The sequence below is a fragment of the Thermodesulfitimonas sp. genome, assembly GCF_052743955.1.
Genome location: NZ_JBRAIN010000029.1, coordinates 1 through 17,822 on the forward strand (window position 1 = coordinate 1; position 17,822 = coordinate 17,822).

The 17,822-nt window shown below is 58.5% G+C and carries 21 protein-coding genes; 17 read left to right on the forward strand and 4 right to left on the reverse strand.

Annotated elements, in window-relative coordinates:
• Positions 1 to 247, forward strand: a 247-nt coding sequence (locus ACUVTA_RS03855; protein WP_445951655.1) for a hypothetical protein, incomplete at its 5' end; no start/stop codon positions are given.
• Positions 248 to 343: 96 nt separating this feature from the next.
• Here the strand turns inward: ACUVTA_RS03855 and ACUVTA_RS03860 are convergent.
• Positions 344 to 490 (reverse strand): DUF1540 domain-containing protein, encoded by a 147-nt coding sequence (locus ACUVTA_RS03860; RefSeq protein WP_445951656.1) that lies wholly within the window; start codon positions 488 to 490, stop codon positions 344 to 346.
• 144 nt (positions 491 to 634) lie between these two features.
• Between ACUVTA_RS03860 and nadE the strand changes: the two genes are divergently transcribed.
• The 9 genes from nadE to ACUVTA_RS03905 all read left to right on the forward strand — a co-directional run bounded on the left by nadE (position 635) and on the right by ACUVTA_RS03905 (position 8,216).
• Entirely contained in the window at positions 635 to 1,381 is a 747-nt protein-coding gene (gene nadE, locus ACUVTA_RS03865) for an NAD(+) synthase (RefSeq protein ID WP_445951657.1), read from the forward strand.
• An 11-nt stretch (positions 1,382 to 1,392) separates the two neighbouring features.
• A complete protein-coding gene (locus ACUVTA_RS03870) occupies positions 1,393 to 2,148 on the forward strand; it encodes a YebC/PmpR family DNA-binding transcriptional regulator (RefSeq protein ID WP_445951658.1) in 756 nt (251 codons plus the stop codon).
• Positions 2,149 to 2,230: 82 nt separating this feature from the next.
• The gene (locus ACUVTA_RS03875) at positions 2,231 to 2,824 is read left to right on the forward strand and encodes a hypothetical protein (protein WP_445951659.1); all 594 of its coding nucleotides are present in this window, start codon (positions 2,231 to 2,233) and stop codon (positions 2,822 to 2,824) included.
• Positions 2,825 to 2,982: 158 nt separating this feature from the next.
• Entirely contained in the window at positions 2,983 to 3,468 is a 486-nt protein-coding gene (ruvC, locus tag ACUVTA_RS03880; protein WP_445951660.1) for a crossover junction endodeoxyribonuclease RuvC, read from the forward strand.
• Positions 3,469 to 3,487: 19 nt separating this feature from the next.
• Positions 3,488 to 4,075, forward strand: coding sequence for a Holliday junction branch migration protein RuvA (gene ruvA, locus ACUVTA_RS03885; RefSeq protein WP_445951661.1), 588 nt, complete (start codon positions 3,488 to 3,490; stop codon positions 4,073 to 4,075).
• Positions 4,076 to 4,116: 41 nt separating this feature from the next.
• Positions 4,117 to 5,100 carry a Holliday junction branch migration DNA helicase RuvB gene (gene ruvB, locus ACUVTA_RS03890; RefSeq protein WP_445951672.1) on the forward strand — a complete coding sequence of 328 codons (984 nt, stop codon included), beginning with the start codon at positions 4,117 to 4,119 and terminating at the stop codon, positions 5,098 to 5,100.
• A gap of 45 nt (positions 5,101 to 5,145) precedes the next feature.
• A complete protein-coding gene (locus tag ACUVTA_RS03895) occupies positions 5,146 to 5,700 on the forward strand; it encodes an epoxyqueuosine reductase QueH (RefSeq protein ID WP_445951673.1) in 555 nt (184 codons plus the stop codon).
• Between the two features lie 164 nt (positions 5,701 to 5,864).
• Positions 5,865 to 6,053: a DUF2905 domain-containing protein gene (locus tag ACUVTA_RS03900; protein ID WP_445951674.1), complete on the forward strand. Its 189-nt coding sequence runs from the start codon at positions 5,865 to 5,867 to the stop codon at positions 6,051 to 6,053.
• A 126-nt stretch (positions 6,054 to 6,179) separates the two neighbouring features.
• Positions 6,180 to 8,216 carry a SpoIID/LytB domain-containing protein gene (locus tag ACUVTA_RS03905; RefSeq protein ID WP_445951662.1) on the forward strand — a complete coding sequence of 679 codons (2,037 nt, stop codon included), beginning with the start codon at positions 6,180 to 6,182 and terminating at the stop codon, positions 8,214 to 8,216.
• A gap of 178 nt (positions 8,217 to 8,394) precedes the next feature.
• Here the strand turns inward: ACUVTA_RS03905 and ACUVTA_RS03910 are convergent, their stop codons facing one another.
• The 3 genes from ACUVTA_RS03910 to ACUVTA_RS03920 are packed head-to-tail and all read right to left on the reverse strand — an operon-like array spanning position 8,395 to position 9,151.
• Positions 8,395 to 8,667: a hypothetical protein gene (locus ACUVTA_RS03910; protein WP_445951663.1), complete on the reverse strand. Its 273-nt coding sequence runs from the start codon at positions 8,665 to 8,667 to the stop codon at positions 8,395 to 8,397.
• Positions 8,668 to 8,709: 42 nt separating this feature from the next.
• The gene (locus ACUVTA_RS03915) at positions 8,710 to 8,937 is read right to left on the reverse strand and encodes a hypothetical protein (protein WP_445951664.1); all 228 of its coding nucleotides are present in this window, start codon (positions 8,935 to 8,937) and stop codon (positions 8,710 to 8,712) included.
• Positions 8,938 to 8,968: 31 nt separating this feature from the next.
• Complete coding sequence (locus ACUVTA_RS03920; protein ID WP_445951665.1) at positions 8,969 to 9,151, reverse strand: hypothetical protein; 183 nt, start codon at positions 9,149 to 9,151, stop codon at positions 8,969 to 8,971.
• A gap of 269 nt (positions 9,152 to 9,420) precedes the next feature.
• Between ACUVTA_RS03920 and dprA the strand changes: the two genes are divergently transcribed.
• The 7 genes from dprA to codY form a co-directional block, all read left to right on the forward strand.
• On the forward strand, positions 9,421 to 10,527 hold the full coding sequence (gene dprA / locus ACUVTA_RS03925; RefSeq protein WP_445951666.1) for a DNA-processing protein DprA: 1,107 nt from the start codon (positions 9,421 to 9,423) through the stop codon (positions 10,525 to 10,527).
• Between the two features lie 100 nt (positions 10,528 to 10,627).
• A complete protein-coding gene (topA, locus tag ACUVTA_RS03930; RefSeq protein ID WP_445951675.1) occupies positions 10,628 to 12,730 on the forward strand; it encodes a type I DNA topoisomerase in 2,103 nt (700 codons plus the stop codon).
• Positions 12,727 to 14,037: an FADH(2)-oxidizing methylenetetrahydrofolate--tRNA-(uracil(54)-C(5))-methyltransferase TrmFO gene (gene trmFO, locus ACUVTA_RS03935; protein ID WP_445951667.1), complete on the forward strand. Its 1,311-nt coding sequence runs from the start codon at positions 12,727 to 12,729 to the stop codon at positions 14,035 to 14,037. The genes topA and trmFO overlap by 4 nt, the downstream gene beginning before the upstream one ends.
• Positions 14,038 to 14,144: 107 nt before the next feature.
• A complete protein-coding gene (gene xerC / locus ACUVTA_RS03940; RefSeq protein ID WP_445951668.1) occupies positions 14,145 to 15,056 on the forward strand; it encodes a tyrosine recombinase XerC in 912 nt (303 codons plus the stop codon).
• A 27-nt stretch (positions 15,057 to 15,083) separates the two neighbouring features.
• On the forward strand, positions 15,084 to 15,614 hold the full coding sequence (gene hslV, locus ACUVTA_RS03945) for an ATP-dependent protease subunit HslV (RefSeq protein ID WP_445951669.1): 531 nt from the start codon (positions 15,084 to 15,086) through the stop codon (positions 15,612 to 15,614).
• 21 nt (positions 15,615 to 15,635) lie between these two features.
• Positions 15,636 to 17,024, forward strand: coding sequence for an ATP-dependent protease ATPase subunit HslU (gene hslU / locus ACUVTA_RS03950; protein ID WP_445951670.1), 1,389 nt, complete (start codon positions 15,636 to 15,638; stop codon positions 17,022 to 17,024).
• 19 nt (positions 17,025 to 17,043) lie between these two features.
• Positions 17,044 to 17,822 (forward strand): GTP-sensing pleiotropic transcriptional regulator CodY (gene codY / locus ACUVTA_RS03955; protein WP_445951671.1); only part of this gene is annotated, 779 nt, incomplete at its 3' end.

Consider the following 17,822-nt stretch of genomic DNA (forward strand, 5'->3'; position numbering starts at 1 on the left):
CGCCTTATCCCCAGCCCTAAAGGGCGGGGCCTGTGGCGGCCGTTTTTTGGTCAGGAATCGCTTTCTCAACGCGCAGTTCCGGGATTTTCACTACCGGGTAACCATTGCGCCTGAAAAAGGTTACATCGCTAGCATTGTGGTTAACGCCCAGAACAAGAATGCCCCGACTCGTCTGGCGGTAAACCTCGATCTGGGTGATTTCAATAAACCGTTTCGGATCGAGCCGCCGGTTCACAGCAATAGATGAAGATTTAGTTCGGGCGGCAGGGGAATCTCTTTGTTCTACCGGGATACAGTTTTTGAGAGAGGGCTGAAGCCTGACCCCTGTGGTCAGGCTTCAACGCTATTTCTTCTTGAAGGTTTCACACTTGGTTTGGTCTGAATTGGCAGCGTGCCCGGCGCCGTTCCGGTCGACCTGGATCATGGGCGGGGCGCACTTTACGTTCTGGTTGTACTGGCATTCGGTTACGTTGCCCTTGATATCCGGCACCTTCTCACCTCCTTGGAAGTCTGTTGCTATTTTACCCAGGAAGACCTCATTTATGCATTCTGCGGTCTTGACCGCGGAGAGTGTTTACGGCGCCAAGGTTGCTGTAGTAAGATAATGTTGGCCAAGAAAGACGGAGGGATTAACTTGCAGGTTAGTGAGTTTGTACCGGCGCTGGTCGGTTGGTTAGAGCGGCAACTTGAGGCCTCGGGTCTTCAAGGTTTCGTAGTAGGCCTGAGCGGGGGGATCGATTCAGCGGTTGTGGCCGTACTCTGTAAGAAAGCCTGTCCGGAAAATACCTTAGGCGTGATCATGCCCTGTTACAGTAATGAGAAGGATGTCCAGGATGCCGAAACTGTAGCGCGCCTTTTCGGTATTCCGTATGAGACGGTGGTCCTCGATGGGGTGTGGCGTTCACTGGCCGAGCTTTTGACGGGCAAATCCTTCGCGGAGCTAAATCTGCGGGAGCTGGCTTTAGCTAATCTGAAGCCCAGGCTGCGGATGACCACCCTTTATTTTTACGCTAACCAGCGCCGGGCGCTTGTTGTGGGCACGGGGAACAGGAGTGAACTAGCCATCGGCTATTTTACCAAGTACGGCGACGGCGGCGTGGATCTGCTTCCCATCGGTAATTTGCTTAAGCGTCAGGTTCGGGAGGTTGCGGTTCACCTCGGGATTCCGGAAACGATCATCAACCGGCCGCCGAGCGCAGGGCTTTGGGAAGGACAAAATGACGAGAGGGAACTCGGCTTCAGCTACGAAGAGCTGGACCATTACCTCTGCACCGGAGAGGCTGCGTCCCACGTCAAGGCGAAGATCGAGGCGTTAGCGCGGCAAAATGAGCACAAACTCCGCCTGCCGCCGATTCCAGATTTTCACCTCTGTTGCAAGTAGGGTGAGCGGATGTGGCCGGGCATTCGAAGTGGGCGCAGATCAAACGCAAGAAGGCCAAGGTGGATGCGGCGCGCGGTAAGGTCTTCACCCGGCTGTCGCGAGAAATTATCATGGCGGCGCGCCTTGGTGGTGCCGACCCGGAGGCTAACCCGCGGCTTAAGGCGGCCATTCAGCGGGCGCGCGAGGCCAACATCCCCTTCGACAACATCCAGCGGGCGATTCAGAAAGCTACGGGTGAGCTGGGCGGCGCGGCCTACGAAGAGGTCTTTTACGAAGGCTACGGCCCCGGGGGTGTGGCCATTCTGGTTAAAGCGGCGACCGATAACCGCAACCGCACGGCCTCTGAGGTTCGGCATCTCTTCACTAAGTACGGCGGGAGCTTAGGGGAAGCGGGATGTGTTGCCTGGCTTTTCCAACTCAAGGGGCTCATCCTGGTCGGGAAAAGTGTAGGCTTAAGCGAGGACGATATGATGCTTTTGGCCTTGGAGGGCGGGGCAGAGGACCTGAAGGCGAGCGACGAGTTTTTCGAGATCACCACAGCACCGGAAGACCTGACCCGCGTGAAGGATTTTCTTGTTAGGCAGGGTTTGTCGGTCGAGGAGGCAGAGCTTACCTTCATTCCGCAGAGTACCGTGCCCGTTACGGGCGAGGAAGCGCTCAGGGTGTTGCGGCTGGTAGAGGCCCTGGAGGAACTCGATGATGTGCAAGAGGTTTACGCGAATTTCGATATCCCACCAGAGGCGATGGAAGAGGCTACCGCAGGGTAGCCTCTAAAGTTTTTATCTACATGAAAAAGATGCCGGCGGCGCATAATAAGAGTTAGAATAATATGCCACGGGAGGAAAAAGAATGAAAGGTAGGTTTTGGTGGGTGCTGCTCTCGTTGGTAGTAGCCGGCGGCCTCTTTGTTTTTTACTTGCTTTCTGCTTCCCCAACGGGCTCCTTATCTTTCTGGAAGAGAGAGAGGGTAAGTCCCCATACGGTAGTCATTACGGAGCGGGAGTTTATCTGCGGCGAACGGGAGCTCCTTTCGGAGCGCGAGGCGCCGCGGGAACTCGTTGGCCTTAGGTTGGCCCAGCTTCGGGAACGGTTTCCGGTAAGTGCGGGGTGGCGAATTGAGGCGAATCTTCCGGCAGCGTTGCGGTTGGTCCAAAAGGTGGATAGGTTCTGTCCGGTACACCGGCGGTACCGGCATTTGGGTCTTAAAGACGGCTGGATGGCGGTTTTCGAAGGGCCTCTAGGCTTTAACCAGCGGGTTTTGCGCTGCGAGAAGGACCTTCCGGAAACAGCGCTAACTCCGGGATTGCGGGAGAAATTGCACCGCGCCATGCGTTTTAGAAAGCAGCCCATGGCCGTACAATTGGAGTTGCGCCAAGAGCTTGAATTTCGGAGCGAGGCCGCGCTGAATGCCGCCCTCGAGAATCTGGACGAGTTGCAGGAGTAAAGTGGTGTCATGTAGAATAAGGCGATAGCAGTAGCCGGCTTGAAGATTTTAGCCGGGGTTAGCGAGGGTATAAAAGGGGCGTTATAAGAGCCGATAGAGTTGGTAGTGGGGTTGTCTCTGCTGGCGGCTGAGGGAGCAGGTGGTGGGGAGGAGCGGTTATGCTGGTGCTGGGGATCGATCCGGGAACGGCGCTGACCGGGTACGGTTTAGTGCGGGGCGAGAAGGGTTCACGGCTCGTTGCCGTTGATTTCGGTTGTATCCGGACGGAGGCCGGCTGGGTCCTGACGCGACGGCTTCAGGCTATCTACCGGGCCATTGCGGCGGTGCTTGAGAAATTCAAACCGGACGCGGTGGCGGTAGAAGAGCTTTTTTTTAACAAGAACGCCGAATCGGCGATGGCGGTGGGGTACGGTAGGGGAACGGCCCTTCTCGCGGTGGCGGATGCGGGCTGTCCGGTTTTCGAATATGCACCGGCGACGGTGAAGCGGGCGGTTACGGGAAACGGCCGGGCTACCAAGGAACAGGTGCAGTACATGGTGCAGCAGCTTTTGGGATTGGAGGCGCTGCCGTCGCCGGATGATGTAGCCGACGCGCTGGCGGTGGCGATCTGCCACCTGCATACGGCGCTCGGCAGGAAGGCTTAAATCGGTAACGGGCCAGGCGATGTTCGATTTCTTACACGGGAAATTAGTCGGGGTGGGGCCTGGCATGGCGGTAATCGAGGTGGGCGGCATCGGGTTTCGGGTTAACATTCCCGTTTCCCTTGCCTCCCGGCTCGGCGAGTTAGGAGCAGAATGCCGGGTTTACACCCATCTGCTATTCAGGGAGGAGCGGGTTGAACTTTACGGGTTTGCCGAAGCGAAAGAGCGGGAGCTCTTCGTGCTGTTGCTCAGTATTAGCGGCGTCGGGCCCAAAGTCGCCCTTGCGCTTCTCTCCTGTTTAAGCGTGGTAGAGATCGAGAAGGCGGTGCGCGAGGGCGAGGTTGCGGTGCTGGAGATGGTTCCCGGCATCGGAAAGAAGACCGCGGCGCGGCTGATCCTTGAGTTGAAGGATAAGGTAGAGAAAAGGGAAGTGCCGGTCCGTGACGATACTGCGGACGCAGTGGAGGCGCTTGTGGCCCTGGGTTACCGGCGTGGGGAGGCTCAGGAGGCGGTACGGCGGGTGACGGCAGAAGGGGTGACTGGGGTAGAGGTCATTTTGCGGGCTGCCCTTAACCTACTGTTAAAACGGAAGGATGTGCAGGGTGGGTGAGTGAGATAAGGGTTGTCGCTTTGGAAGCGCAGCCAGAGGATATGGCGGTTGAGGCTGCATTACGCCCGCGCAGCCTAACAGAGTTTATCGGGCAGGAGCGGGTCAAGGAGATCCTCCGGATTAGCGTCGAAGCGGCCAAAAACCGGCGCGAAACGCTCGACCACGTCCTTTTCTTCGGCCCGCCGGGGTTAGGTAAAACGACGCTGGCCAGGATTATCGCGGGCGAAATGGGGGTTAATATCCGGATCACGTCTGGCCCGGCTATCGAGCGGCCAGGAGACCTTGCGGCCATCCTTACCAACCTTGCTCCTGGAGATGTCTTTTTTATCGACGAGATCCACCGCCTCAGCAGGCCGGTCGAGGAGATCCTCTACCCGGCGATGGAGGACCGTGCGCTCGATATTATCATCGGTAAAGGGCCGGCGGCGCGCTCGGTTCGCCTTAGCCTTGCCCCCTTTACCCTGGTGGGCGCGACTACGCGGGCTGGCCTTTTGTCTTCGCCGCTACGGGACCGTTTTGGCCTCATTATTCGCTTCGACTACTACACGCCGCAGGAACTGAGCGAGATAATCACCAGGGCAGCGGGGCTCTTAGACGTTAGGATTACCGCCGCCGGCGCCGCCGAAATCGCCAGGCGTTCACGGGGTACACCCCGGGTGGCTAACCGGTTGCTGCGGCGCGTGCGGGATTACGTACAGGTGCGGGGAGAGGGCACGGTCACAGAGGAGGCCGCCCGCGCGGCGCTCGATTTCCTCGGCGTCGATGAATTAGGGCTCGACGAGGCCGACCGGCGGCTCCTCACGACACTCATCGAACGGTTTGGGGGCGGTCCTGCGGGGATTGAAACTCTCGCGGCGGCTACGGGGGAAGAGGTGGTGACGCTCGAGGATGTCGTCGAGCCTTATCTCATGCAGGCCGGCCTACTATCCCGGACACCTCGGGGGAGAGTGGCAACGCTTTTAGCCTACCGTCACCTTGGGGTGGCGCCTCCCACGCGGGAGGGGATGCAAGGGGTCTTGTGGTGAGAGTCGTTTTAGACGATAATAAACTCGGGGTGAGGAAATTTGCGCGTGCTGCTTCACGTCTGCTGCGGCCCCTGCGCGATTTACCCGCTTAAGGTACTGCAGGCGGAAGGCCACGCAGTGACGGGTTACTTTTTCAACCCCAACATTCATCCTTATACGGAGTACCAGCGCCGCGGAGAAACTCTATCTGTTTACGCTCAGGCGGAAGGGTGGCCGGTTATTTTCGCGCGGGAATACCCGGTGGAAGATTACTTCCGCCAGGTGGTCTACCGGGAAGGCGAGCGGTGCCGTTTCTGCTACGCGCTGCGTCTGCGGCAGACGGCCGGCGTCGCGAAGCACGGTGGTTTTGAGGCTTTCACGACGACCCTTTTAGTGAGCCCCTTCCAGAAGCACGAACTGATCCGGGAGATAGGCGCGGCGGTGGCGGCGGAGTACGGCGTGCCCTTTCTTTACCGTGACTTCCGCCCAGGGTTTAAGGAGGGCGTGGCCGAATCGAAGCGGCGCGGGATGTACCGGCAGCAGTACTGCGGCTGCCTTTACAGCGAAAAAGAACGCTACCTGCCGAAGAGAGACGGCCAGAAGACCGCCGGTGAGGGCTGATTTTTTTTCGAGGGTCAGACGATTAATCGTTGCCACCGGGAATGAAAATGCTTTCGGTAGGCGCTGAGACGCACGAATCAGGATAGATCACTAGTGTAGAAGGAGCATATTTTCAAGGGGGTGACGGTGTGGAAATCTGGCAGGGTTTCGCGAAGCTTTTGATTATGACGGGGATATTTTTAATGGCGCTTGGCGCCCTTATGCTCTTTGCGGGAAAGATTCCAGGCCTGGGTCGCCTGCCGGGCGACATCTACTTCCACCGCGGTAACTTTACCTTCTATTTTCCGCTCGCGACAAGTATCATTTTAAGCATCTTACTTACCGTTATCATTAATTTACTGCTCCGGCGTTGAAGAAGCGCGCTCTATTACCCCCGCTCTTTCTTCCCAAAAAACGTAATCTCTGTTAAAGAGAGCAGGAATTTTGAGTTCACTGGTGAAGTTTGCGTTTTAAGAGCGCCCCATAGGAGGGTGGAACCGGTGACGGAGCTCAAGAAGGCTGTTAAGTGGGTTCTGGTTGCCTGGCTGGTGTTGGGATTTTTGGGTGTCCTTGTTTTCCTCTTACCGCGGGCGGCGGGCGCGGCGGAACTGGTGGTCCAGGGGAAAGGGAGCGTGAATATCCGGCAGGGGCCGGGAACAAGCTATGCCGTTATCGCAAGGGTGACGTCGGGCGCGAAGCTGGTTTTTGTAAACACCCAGGCAGGCTGGTATAAAGTGCGGCTGGCTACGGGGCAGACGGGCTGGGTGGCCGGCTGGCTGGTAAAGCCTACGGTTTCTACGCCGGCCGGAAGGGGCGTTTTTCAGAGTCCGGCGGCCGTGGTGGTGACCGGGGAGCGGGTTAACCTGCGGCGCGGTCCCGGTACCGGGTACGCAATAACAGGTCAGGCCACTAAGGGAAGACAGCTGGCTGTAGCTGGGCGCGCGGGCGACTGGTACAAGGTGAAGTTACGGGAGGGCCAGTTGGCCTGGGTGGCGGGGTGGCTCGTTAAGCCTATTTTGGCGGTGCAGGTTGAGAAAGAGGGTGCGGGACAGGCGAATGAGAAAAACACGGGGCAGGGCGCTGCCGGAGCGCTCGTCGTCAAAGGAGATGTTGTGAACCTCCGGACGGGCCCCGGAACCGGTTACGGGATTGTGGGGCGGATGACGCGGGGGCTCCGGTTGGAGCTTTTAGAGGCGCGGGACGGCTGGTATAAAGTGCGGCTGGCTACGGGGCAGACGGGCTGGGTGGCCAGCTGGTTAGTGGCGAGCGTTTCTACGGTACTGCCGGCGCAGCCTCCGGCGCGCGAAGAAACCGTTTCCCGGGGGCCGGTGGCAGAAGCGCCGCCGCAACCGCAAGTACCGCCCTTTACCGCGCGTGCCTTCACCCGGCCGGTCCGGGTGCTTCTGGCAGCAAATGTGCCGGCTGCGGTAAGTATTTATGGTGATTACGCGTTAGTTGACGGATTAACGGGAAATGTTCTTTTCCGAACCTCTAATACTGATCAACTAGGGCTTTCGCTGACGGTTCTGCCCGGTGCAGCGGTAGGCCAGACCGTTTACGCTATCGCCGTGGAGAAAAACCGTCAGTTTCTCCGCAACTTCGCCGGTCCGCTGGTCCTGGCGGAGGGTAGCGGTGCCACCGGGAACTATTTTGCACTGGGTACCGGCGGTGGTTCGCGGCGGTACAGGGGCAACCTCATTGTTAGGTTACAGGGCGGGAAGTTTCTTCTCGTTAACGAACTGCCAATTGAGGAGTATCTCTACGGCGTAGTGCCGTGTGAGATGCCGTACCGGTGGCCGGCAGAGGCTTTGAAAGCTCAGGCGGTGGCAGCCCGCTCTTACGTACTTCGGAAGGTACAGGAGAATGAGGATGCACCTTTCCACGTTTACGCCACCCAGATGGATCAGGTTTATGGCGGGCTTGATGCTGAGCGGCCGGAAACGACAGCGGCCGTCAGGGCCACAGAGGGGCTCGTCTTGAAATACGGCGGCGAGGTGGTAACGGCCTATTTTCACAGTTCGGACGGCGGCTATACGGAGAATAGCGAGGATGTCTGGCGCAACTGGTGCGGTTACATCCGGGGTAAGGCTGACCCGTATGACCGGCACCCGGAGAATCCCCATTATGACTGGAGGGTGACGTATTCTGTTTACGAGCTGGCTTACCGGCTCCAGGAACGTGGTTACGATTTCAGCGTTGTAACGGAGGTTTACACTACTGAAAGGACTTCTGCTAGCGGCAGAATAAAGGCGCTTTTAGTGCAGGGCTTGGGGGCCGACGGGATACCGCGCGTAGAGGTGCTGCGTAATGCCGACTGGGTGCGGTGCGTCTTCCGTCTCAAGGCGCCGGCGGCCGACATCATGAAGACTTACGACCCGCTCACGGGGGCGCTTGTTGGGGTGACCTTTACGGGGAACGGCTGGGGGCACGCCCTCGGTATGTCCCAGTGGGGCGCGCGGGCGATGGCGGAGGAGGGCTTAAGCTTTAGAGATATTTTAAACTTTTATTATACCGGGGTGACTCTGGAACATATATAAGCCAAGCCAGGCCACATCGGCGGGGCCGGTAGAAGAGAAAATAACCCGGCCTGGCGGTACCAGCGTAGGTTGGGCGACCGGCACATGGGTTTCCAGCGGGAAGAGGGAAGGGGCTGTCCAAAAAGTGGCAGCCCCTTTAAGTTGGTGTTAGCTGCAGTCACCCTGCGCCGGCCTGGTCTTAGTGCGCCTTGGTTTCCCCCGTGGCGCCTTCCTGGGCCTTAAGGTAACCTTCGGCGAGATGCTCGTTCACGTGGAGGACGCCTTTGTTGAGGTTCTTGAGCGGGTAAACGTCGGTGATAACCGGGAGCTTATCGGCCTGCGCCTGGGTGGTTACCACCGTCCCGGCGGGGACGTAGTGCCCGTCGGGCACCTTTACGCCGTTGAGGAGTTTGGCACCGGGCTCGATGACGCAGTTCTTGCCGACCTGAGCCTTGAAAACAAAAGCCTGCATGCCAACGAAGGTGCCGTCGTCAACCAGCGCGGGGCCGTGGACCTACGCCTGGTGCGCCAGGGAAACGTGCTTGCCCACGTAGACGGCGTACTTCTTGCCGCCGTATTCGACCAGATTCCTTTCCACCGGTTCCCCTTTTTCCTCGGTTTCGAGCGCGTGCAGGACCACGCCGTCTTGGAGGTTGGAGCCTTCACCGATGTAAATCGGCTGGCCCTCGTCGCCGCGGACGGAGGCGAACGGTGCCACGTAAACCTTGGAGCCGATCTCCACGTTGCCGATGACGGAAGCTAACGGGTCTATATTAGGCGTCCTTGGCGATAACGGGGGTTTCTGTCGTGGGGTTAAAGCTGGTCACTACGTTCGGCCTGATATTCGCCGGTTTAGCCGGTTCTTTTGGGGCTGTGGTCTGGGTGGAGGTGCAACCGGCAGCAAAGCAGAGAGTGACGCCGACTGCGGCAACGGATAGCATCCTGGGTAAGCGCATAGACTGATACCTCCCAAAATTAAAGTTGTTGTTTTATTTAAGGAAAGGGCATTCTTATTTTTTCTATTAGAAAGACAATTTTACCAGAAAAGCTTCCACCTCCTTGTTTTTTAAAAGCACTATTCTGTTGCCAACAAGAGATTTCTGCCGCGCCGCCTTAAAAAATTCTAAATATTTTGTCGAAGAAAAAAGTAAACATGGCAGCAGGAGAAGAAGCAGCCTATCCGGAAGGTAAAAATTCAGGTACGTAAAGTTCAGGAGGACGATCTTTGGAGGTAGAACGGGATTTTTACCTGGCCTGGCAGCTTCTCCTACCGGGGCAGAGCCGCCGACTCCATAATCTTCTGGCCGTGGCTGGTTCGCCCCGGGAGGCCTTTGCGCTTCCTTTCTCCCGGCTGGCGACGTTACTCGGAGAAAAAGAGGCTGCGGAACTGGTCAGGCGCCGGGATGCCCTTGACATCGAACGAGAGTTAGGTAAACTAAAACAGGCTGGCGCCGGTTTCGTCACCCTGGCAGACGAGGATTATCCTGCCCCTTTGCGGGAAATCCCGGATCCACCGGCGGCCCTTTTCTACCGTGGTAGCCTGGTTGCGGGTGAGGTAGCGGTAGCCATTGTGGGCACGCGCCGCTGCTCACACTACGGACGCGTGGTTGCGGAAGAGCTGGCCGGAGAGATTGCCGGGGCCGGGGTTGCAGTGGTGAGCGGTCTTGCCCGGGGCGTGGACGCGGCGGCCCACCGCGGGGCGCTCGCGGCCGGAGGACGAACGATTGCCGTGCTTGGTACCGGCTTTGATACCTGTTATCCCCGGGAAAACCGGCAATTGTTAGAGGAAATTGCTTCCCGGGGGCTGGTTTTGACCGAGTTTCCCTTGGGTATGCCCCCGGAGCCGTGGCATTTTCCGGTGCGCAACCGGATCATTGCCGGGCTGTCGCAGGCCGTAGTGGTGGTAGAGGCCGGGAGGCGGAGCGGGGCGTTGATTACTGCTGATTTGGCGCTAGAGCAGGGCCGGGAGGTGATGGCGGTTCCCGGCAATATTACGAACCCCTTAAGCTTTGGCCCGAACTGGCTCTTGAAGCAAGGGGCGCGGCCGGTAACTAGCGGCCTTGACATCCTGGAAGGAATCGGCCAAACCCTGCTCTCTGGGTCTGCCGATCTAGGCAGGCCGGGACTCGACGAATTTGAGACGGCTCTGCTGGCGCTTCTGGAGGGCGAAGCGCTTACGCAGGAAGAGATTATCCAGCGGTTGAAGGCGCCAGCGCATAAAGTGCTTTCGGTTTTGGTATATCTGGAGTTGAAGGGCTTTGTGCGCCCGCTTCCCGGGGGACTGTACGCTAGAACCCCTCGGGCGATGGCTAAAGGGGAAACCCCTTCATAAAAGGGCCGCGCAGCTTCAAAAGGCGCTTCTTGTAGCAAGAAAAGGAAACTCAGCGGCGTTTTGCTACATCCTGAGGTTTTTACGGGGTGACGGCTGAAGCATAATGAAAACACTCGTTATCGTGGAGTCACCGGCGAAGGCGAGAACGCTCGCCAAGTTCCTCGGCAAGTCTTATACGGTGCGGGCTTCGATGGGGCACGTGCGCGATTTGCCGAAAAGTGAGCTGGGAGTTGACGTGGAGAGGGATTTTCAGCCTAAGTACATCACGATCAGGGGTAAAGGAGCGATGATCCGGGAGCTCAAGAGTGCCCGGGGCCATCACGACGTGGTCCTGCTGGCTTCCGACCCGGACCGGGAGGGCGAGGCGATCGCTTGGCACATCTGCCAGCTCTTAAATATCCCGCCCGAGGCTCCCTGCCGCATAGAGTTTAACGAGATAACCAAAACCGCGGTCACGAAGGCACTTAAGAAACCGCGGCCGATCAACATCCACCAGGTGAACGCGCAACAGGCCCGACGGGTACTTGATAGACTGGTTGGTTATAACTTGAGCCCGCTCCTCTGGCGTAAGGTGCGGCGGGGCCTCTCTGCCGGTAGGGTGCAGTCGGTAGCGTTGCGCCTCGTTTGTGACCGGGAGAAAGAGATCGAGGCCTTCGTTTCGGAAGAGTACTGGACGCTAACCGCCCGCCTGCAAAAAGAAGGGTATCCACCTTTTGAGGCCCGCCTCGCCAAGTGCGGCGAGGAAAAGGTGGCGTTGCGTTCGGAAAAAGATGTGCAAGTGGTTCTTACTGCTCTTGAGGGGCAGCCCTTCACCGTTTGCCAGATCGGACGGCAGGAAAAGGTCAAGCGGCCGCCGTTGCCCTTCACCACGAGTACGTTACAGCAGGAGGCCAACAAGCGCTTCGGCTTTACCCCCCAGCGGACGATGCTGATTGCGCAGCAGCTTTACGAGGGCATCGAGTTGGGGGAAGAAGGTCCGGTAGGCCTGGTAACATATATCCGTACGGATTCGGTCCGGGTTGCTATTGCCGCTGCTGCGGAAGCCGCGCAGTACATAACGGCGCGGTTTGGCCGGGAGTACGCGGGAAACGGCAGGGAACGAGCCGTAGCGCCGAAAGGAGCCCACATCCAGGACGCGCACGAGGCTATAAGGCCTACTTCCGTGACGCGCGAACCGGAAGCGATAAAAAAGTACCTGACGGAGGAGCAGTTCAAGCTTTACGGGCTGATCTGGGAAAGGTTTGTTGCCAGTGAGATGGCTCCCGCTATTTTTGAGGTAACGCGGGTGGATATCGGCGCCAGGGACTACCTTTTCCGGGCTACCGGCGCCGTGCTGCGTTTTGCGGGCTTTCTGCAGCTTGTGGGAGAGGCTCCTGAAGAGGAAGAGTTGGGCGTTGCGCTTCCGGAGCTCGTGGAAGGGGAAAGGCTTTCTCTGGTCGAATTGGTACCAAAGCAGCACTGGACCCAGCCACCGCCCCGCTATACGGAGGCTTCGCTCGTCAGGGCGCTTGAAGAAAACGGTGTTGGTCGCCCGAGCACTTACGCACCAACGATCGAAACGATTATTAAGCGGGGTTACGTGTCGCGTAAGGGCCGGGTTCTTTACCCCACCGAGCTGGGGAAAACGGTTATCGAATTGTTAAAAACCTATTTTCCGGGGATAATCGATATCCAGTTCACCGCGATGATGGAGGAAAAGCTTGACGCCATTGAGGAAGGCAAGGCGGACTGGGTGAAGTTGCTGCAAGATTTTTATGAGCCGTTCAAAGAAGAGCTGCGCAAGGCGGATATTGAAGTCGAGCGGATCAAGGTGACGGAAGAGGTCTCTGGGGAGGTCTGCGAACGGTGCGGGCGGTCGATGGTGGTAAAGCAAGGCCGCTACGGTAAATTCCTGGCCTGTCCCAGTTTTCCGGAATGCCGGAATACCCGCCCGCTCCGAACGGGGACGGGTATCCCTTGCCCCGAGTGCGGCGCGGAACTCGTTTTGCGCCATACCAAGAAGGGACGACCTTTTTACGGCTGCAGCCGCTACCCGGAATGTGCTTTCACCACTTGGCGCGAGCCGGTCAAAGAAAGGTGCCCCCAGTGCAACGGCCTGCTGGTGCGCGAAAAGGGGCGCAAGCAAGAGTTTCTGGTATGTTTGAACAAGGATTGCGGCTATAAGCGACCGGTTGAACGGGCCGGAGGAGGAACGGGAGAATGAAGGGCGTGCTGATTGTCGGTGCCGGCCTTGCGGGGTCTGAGGCGGCGTGGCAGGTTGCCCGCCGGGGGATACCGGTTATCCTCTACGAGATGCGCCCGGAGAAAAAAACGCCTGCCCACCACACGGGTGATTTTGCCGAGTTGGTATGCTCCAATTCCCTGCGCGCGCAAGCGCTGGAGAACGCGGTAGGGCTGCTCAAGGAAGAAATGCGGCGGCTCGATTCGCTCATCATGCAGGCGGCAGACGCCACCCGGGTTCCCGCGGGAGGTGCGCTGGCCGTTGACCGGCAGGCCTTTGCCGGCTATATCACCGTGGCGCTCACCCGCGAGCCACTAGTCACGGTCCGGCGGGAGGAGGTAACGGCGATTCCGAACCATACACCGACGATCATCGCCACGGGGCCGCTCACCTCCGATACCCTTGCCCAGGCGATCCGGGAGCTGACGGGTGAGGATTACCTCTATTTTTACGACGCGGTCGCGCCGATCGTCACTCTCGAATCGATCAATATGGAAAAGGTCTTCTGGGCCTCCCGGTACGACAAGGGTGAGGCGGCGTACCTTAACTGCCCGATGACGGAAGAGGAGTACGAGCGGTTTTACGCGGCCCTGGTGACGGCCGAACGGACGCCGCTTAAGGCGTTTGAGCAGGAGGTCCATTTTGAGGGCTGTATGCCTATAGAAGCGATGGCGGCGCGCGGGAAGGAGACGCTGCTTTTCGGCCCGTTGAAACCAGTAGGCCTCATTGACCCCCGCACCGGGAAAAGGCCCTATGCGGTGGTGCAGCTCCGGCAGGATAACCGCGAGGGGACCCTTTTAAATATGGTAGGCTTTCAGACCAACCTCAAGTGGGGGGAGCAGCGGCGGGTCTTCCGGCTGATTCCGGGCCTGGAAAACGCGGAGTTTGTGCGTTACGGGGTCATGCACCGGAACACCTATCTTAACGCTCCGGTGCTGCTTGCAGCGACGCTGGAGTGTAAAAAAAGGCTGGGGCTTTTCTTTGCCGGGCAGATTACGGGGGTAGAAGGTTACGTGGAGTCGGCGGCCGCGGGGTTGATTGCGGGAATTAACGCGGCACGCCTGGTTCAAGGACGCGAACCGGTCATTTTTCCGCCAGAGACGGCTCACGGCGCCTTAACGCATTACATCACTACCGCCGACCCGAAAAACTTCCAGCCCATGAATGTAAACTACGGTCTTTTCCCGCCGCTTGCGGAAAAAATCAGGGACCGGAAGCGGCGGAACCTCATGTTAGCCGAACGGGCCCTCCGGGTACTCGATGCGTGGCGGCGGGAGGTAGGTCTGTGAAAGCTGCTTATCCCTTAGACTGATGGGTAGCTTGCGGCGGCGCGGACTGGGTTTGGGAATTAGGGCGCGGCTGGCGGCCTGGTAGTAACCCGCGGAGGAGAAGATAGATGTACGGGTACCTCGACCGTTTTCTGATCTTTCTCCAAACGGAGAAGCGGGCTTCGCCGCGCACGGTGGCGGAGTACCAGAAAGACATCTTCGACGGCATCGATTTTTTCGCGGCGGAACTTAAAGTGCCAGATGAGGAACTGACACCGGCCATGGTAACGCCAGCGCTGGTGCGCCGCTACCTTGCGCACCTGAACGAGCGGGGACTCGCCCGGAATTCGCTTCTCCGCAAGCTTGCCGCCTGGCGGAGCTTCTTCCGGTTTCTGGTGCGGGAGAGAGTGGTTGCGGGCAACCCGCTGGAGAAAATTGCCTCGCCCCGGCGCGAACGGCGCCTGCCGCGCGTCCTCTTCCAGGCGGAGGCGAAGCGGCTGGTAGAGGCGGCGGCGCAAACCTCGCCGCTACGCTTGCGAGACCGGGCGATCCTCGAGGTCCTCTACGGCGCGGGCTTGAGGATTTCGGAGCTCGTAGGCCTGGATATCGGGGATCTGGACCTGGCGGGCGGTTACGTCCGGGTGCTGGGTAAGGGATCAAAGGAGCGCCTGGTTCCGGTGGGGAGCTACGCGGTGCGTGCCTTGCGGGCTTACCTTCAGCGCGGGCGACCCCTGTTGCTCGGGCAACGTGGCGGCGGTATAGAGCACGCTCTTTTCCTTAACCGGTCGGGGCGGCGCCTTTCCGCGCGGGCGGTTAGAAATATTATCAAAGCTTACGCGGCGCAGGCGGGGGTGGCGGGACGGGTAAGCCCACATACCCTGCGCCACTCTTTCGCTACCCACCTGCTGGACGGCGGTGCCGACCTGCGGGTGGTACAGGAATTGTTGGGACATGCCCGCCTTTCTACGACGCAGGTTTACACGCACCTGAGCAAAGAAAAAGTAAGGCGGGTTTACGAAAAGACGCACCCCAGGGCGTAAAAACCTCGGGGTGGGAGGTGACGGAAAATGCTTCAGGGAACGACGATTGTGGCGGTGAAACGGGGTAGCCGGGTGGCCCTGGCCGGTGACGGGCAGGTGACGCTCGGGCAGAACACGATCATCAAGCAGGGGGCCCGCAAGGTCCGGCGCCTTTACAACGGGAAGGTGTTAGCGGGATTTGCGGGGAGCGTTGCGGACGCGCTCGCCCTCTTTGACCGTTTTGAGGGGAAGCTGGAGGAGGCGCAGGGTAACCTCTTACGGGCGGCGGTAAACTTAGCGAAGGAGTGGCGCACCGACAAATTGTTGCGTCGGTTAGAGGCGGTTCTCGTGGTTGCGGACCGCGAGCACCTGCTTATGGTCACGGGGAGTGGTGAGGTGATCGAGCCGGACGACGGCATCGTGGCGCTCGGTTCAGGAGGACCGTACGCTTTGGCGGCTGCCCGGGCGCTTTTGTACCATACGGGATACGATGCCGTAACTATTGCCCGGGAAGCGTTGCGGATAACGGCGTCCATCTGTGTCTATACGAACGAACAGATTACGGTGGAAGAACTTTAGTTTAGAGGGGGCTTTAGCGAATTGGAGTGTCTTACGCCGCGCCAGATTGTTGCCGAGCTTGACCGTTACATCGTAGGGCAGGACGAGGCTAAAAAGGCGGTGGCGGTAGCACTACGGAACCGCTACCGCCGCAGTAAGCTGCCGCCGGAGCTACGGGACGAGGTGATGCCTAAGAATATCCTTATGATCGGACCGACGGGTGTGGGGAAAACGGAGATTGCCCGGCGGCTGGCCCGGCTCGTCAACGCGCCCTTTGTCAAGGTCGAGGCGACGAAATTTACCGAGATCGGCTATGTTGGCCGGGACGTCGAAGGTATGGTTCGCGACCTGGTAGAAACGGCGGTCCGGATGGTAAAGCAGGAGAAGTTTGCTGCTGTGGAAGAAAAGGCCCGGGAACTTGCTGCCGAACGTATTGTAGAGATCATGGCGCCCTACCCGGAGCGAAACCTGCGTAACCCGCTCGAGCTTATCTTTGGTGCTGCACGCGCGGGTGGCGATGACCTTCAGACGAAGGAGAAAATGCGCCAGGTCGATTACCGGCGGCAGGTGCTCCGGGAGCGGTTGGCGCGGGGCGAGCTTGAGGACGAATATATCGAGATTGAGGTGGCGGACCGAGCGGTTCCCTTCCTGGAGATTTTTTCGGGCGCCGGCGTGGAGGAGATAGGGATCAACTTCCAGGACCTGATGGGCAGTGTCTTCCCCGCCCGCAGGAAGAAACGGCGGGTTACCGTCCGGGAAGCGCGCCGCATCCTCGCCCAACAGGAGGCTAACAAGCTCATAGATATGGATGAGGTGACGAGTGAAGCGATTACGCGCGCTGAGGAGGACGGCATCATTTTTATCGACGAGATAGATAAGATTGCTGGGCGTGAAACCGGAACCGGTCCCGACGTTTCGCGGGGCGGCGTGCAGCGGGACATCTTGCCCATCGTCGAAGGCTCGACGGTCCATACCAAATACGGACCGGTGAGAACGGACCACATCCTCTTTATCGCCGCAGGCGCCTTTCACACTACGAAGCCGTCGGACCTGATTCCGGAACTGCAGGGGCGCTTTCCGATCCGGGTGGAGTTAAAAGCCTTAACGCGGGAAGACTTTCTGCAGATTTTGACGGAGCCGACTAACGCTTTAACCCGGCAGTACGTGGCGCTTTTAGCCACCGAAGGCGTGAAACTTGAATTTTCAAAAAATTCCCTTGGCGCCATCGCCGATATCGCTTATACTATTAATGAGCAAACAGAAAATATTGGCGCGCGGCGTTTGCACACCGTTCTCGAGAAGCTTCTGGAAGATATTTCTTTTCAAGCCCCCGAGCTTCAGGGGCAGACAGTTACGATTGACGAGGCCTACGTGACGCAAAAATTAGGACCGATTGTGGCCCGGGAGGACCTGAGCCGTTACATCCTGTAGATATTACGGGGGTTTTCCGGTGGAAACCCTTTTACGAAAGGCGCGGGTTTTAAACAGTATTTTGCAAAAGACATCGGTTCAGTATGTTGATTTTGGCGCGGTGGCCGCTGTTTTAAGCGAGCTAATCCGCGCCAATGTTTATTTGGTGGATGATCGGGGCAAGATTCTTGGATACTCCTTCATGGCCGGTTTCTCCTGTAGAGTCATCTCTGGCATCATCCAGGATGCCGGTTTCCCCCCGAAATATAATAAAGCCCTCCTTGAGATTACAGAAACAAGGGCGAATTTTCACCCGGAAACCAACACCTGCATTTTTAAGCCCGATACGGAGTGTTCCTACCCTAACCTTGCGGTAACCATCGTACCGATCTTAGGGGCGGGAGCGCGCTTGGGAACGCTGGTTCTAGCTAAGTTTAACCGGCTCTTCAGTACCAGTGACTTGATTTTAGCCGAGCACGGGGCAACGATCGTAGGGATGGAGATCTTCCGCTCGCGGATGGAAAGGATGGCGCAAGAGGCCCGCAAGCGGGCGGCGGTTCAGGTGGCGTTGGGAAGTCTCTCGTACTCGGAACTTGATGCTGTCCGTCATGTTTTTGCGGAACTCGATGGTCACGAGGGTTTTTTAGTGGCGAGTAAGATTGCGGACAAGGCCGGTATTACGCGGTCGGTTATCGTGAACGCGCTGCGCAAATTTGAAAGCGCCGGCGTGGTTGAAACGCGCTCACTAGGCATGAAGGGCACCTATATCCGCATCCTTAACGACTACCTCCTGGACGAACTTCAGCATTACAAACACGT

What these genes read in the sequence shown, in the direction of transcription:
- ACUVTA_RS03875 (WP_445951659.1), top strand. Translation starts at nt 2,231, where the DNA reads ATGAAAGGTAGGTTTTGGTGGGTGCTGCTCTCGTTGGTAGTAGCCGGC.
- ruvC (WP_445951660.1), top strand. Translation starts at nt 2,983, where the DNA reads ATGCTGGTGCTGGGGATCGATCCGGGAACGGCGCTGACCGGGTACGGT.
- ruvA (WP_445951661.1), top strand. Translation starts at nt 3,488, where the DNA reads ATGTTCGATTTCTTACACGGGAAATTAGTCGGGGTGGGGCCTGGCATG.
- ruvB (WP_445951672.1), top strand. Translation starts at nt 4,117, where the DNA reads ATGGCGGTTGAGGCTGCATTACGCCCGCGCAGCCTAACAGAGTTTATC.
- ACUVTA_RS03900 (WP_445951674.1), top strand. Translation starts at nt 5,865, where the DNA reads ATGACGGGGATATTTTTAATGGCGCTTGGCGCCCTTATGCTCTTTGCG.
- ACUVTA_RS03910 (WP_445951663.1), bottom strand. Translation starts at nt 8,667, where the DNA reads ATGCAGGCTTTTGTTTTCAAGGCTCAGGTCGGCAAGAACTGCGTCATC.
- ACUVTA_RS03920 (WP_445951665.1), bottom strand. Translation starts at nt 9,151, where the DNA reads ATGCGCTTACCCAGGATGCTATCCGTTGCCGCAGTCGGCGTCACTCTC.
- trmFO (WP_445951667.1), top strand. Translation starts at nt 12,727, where the DNA reads ATGAAGGGCGTGCTGATTGTCGGTGCCGGCCTTGCGGGGTCTGAGGCG.
- xerC (WP_445951668.1), top strand. Translation starts at nt 14,145, where the DNA reads ATGTACGGGTACCTCGACCGTTTTCTGATCTTTCTCCAAACGGAGAAG.
- hslV (WP_445951669.1), top strand. Translation starts at nt 15,084, where the DNA reads ATGCTTCAGGGAACGACGATTGTGGCGGTGAAACGGGGTAGCCGGGTG.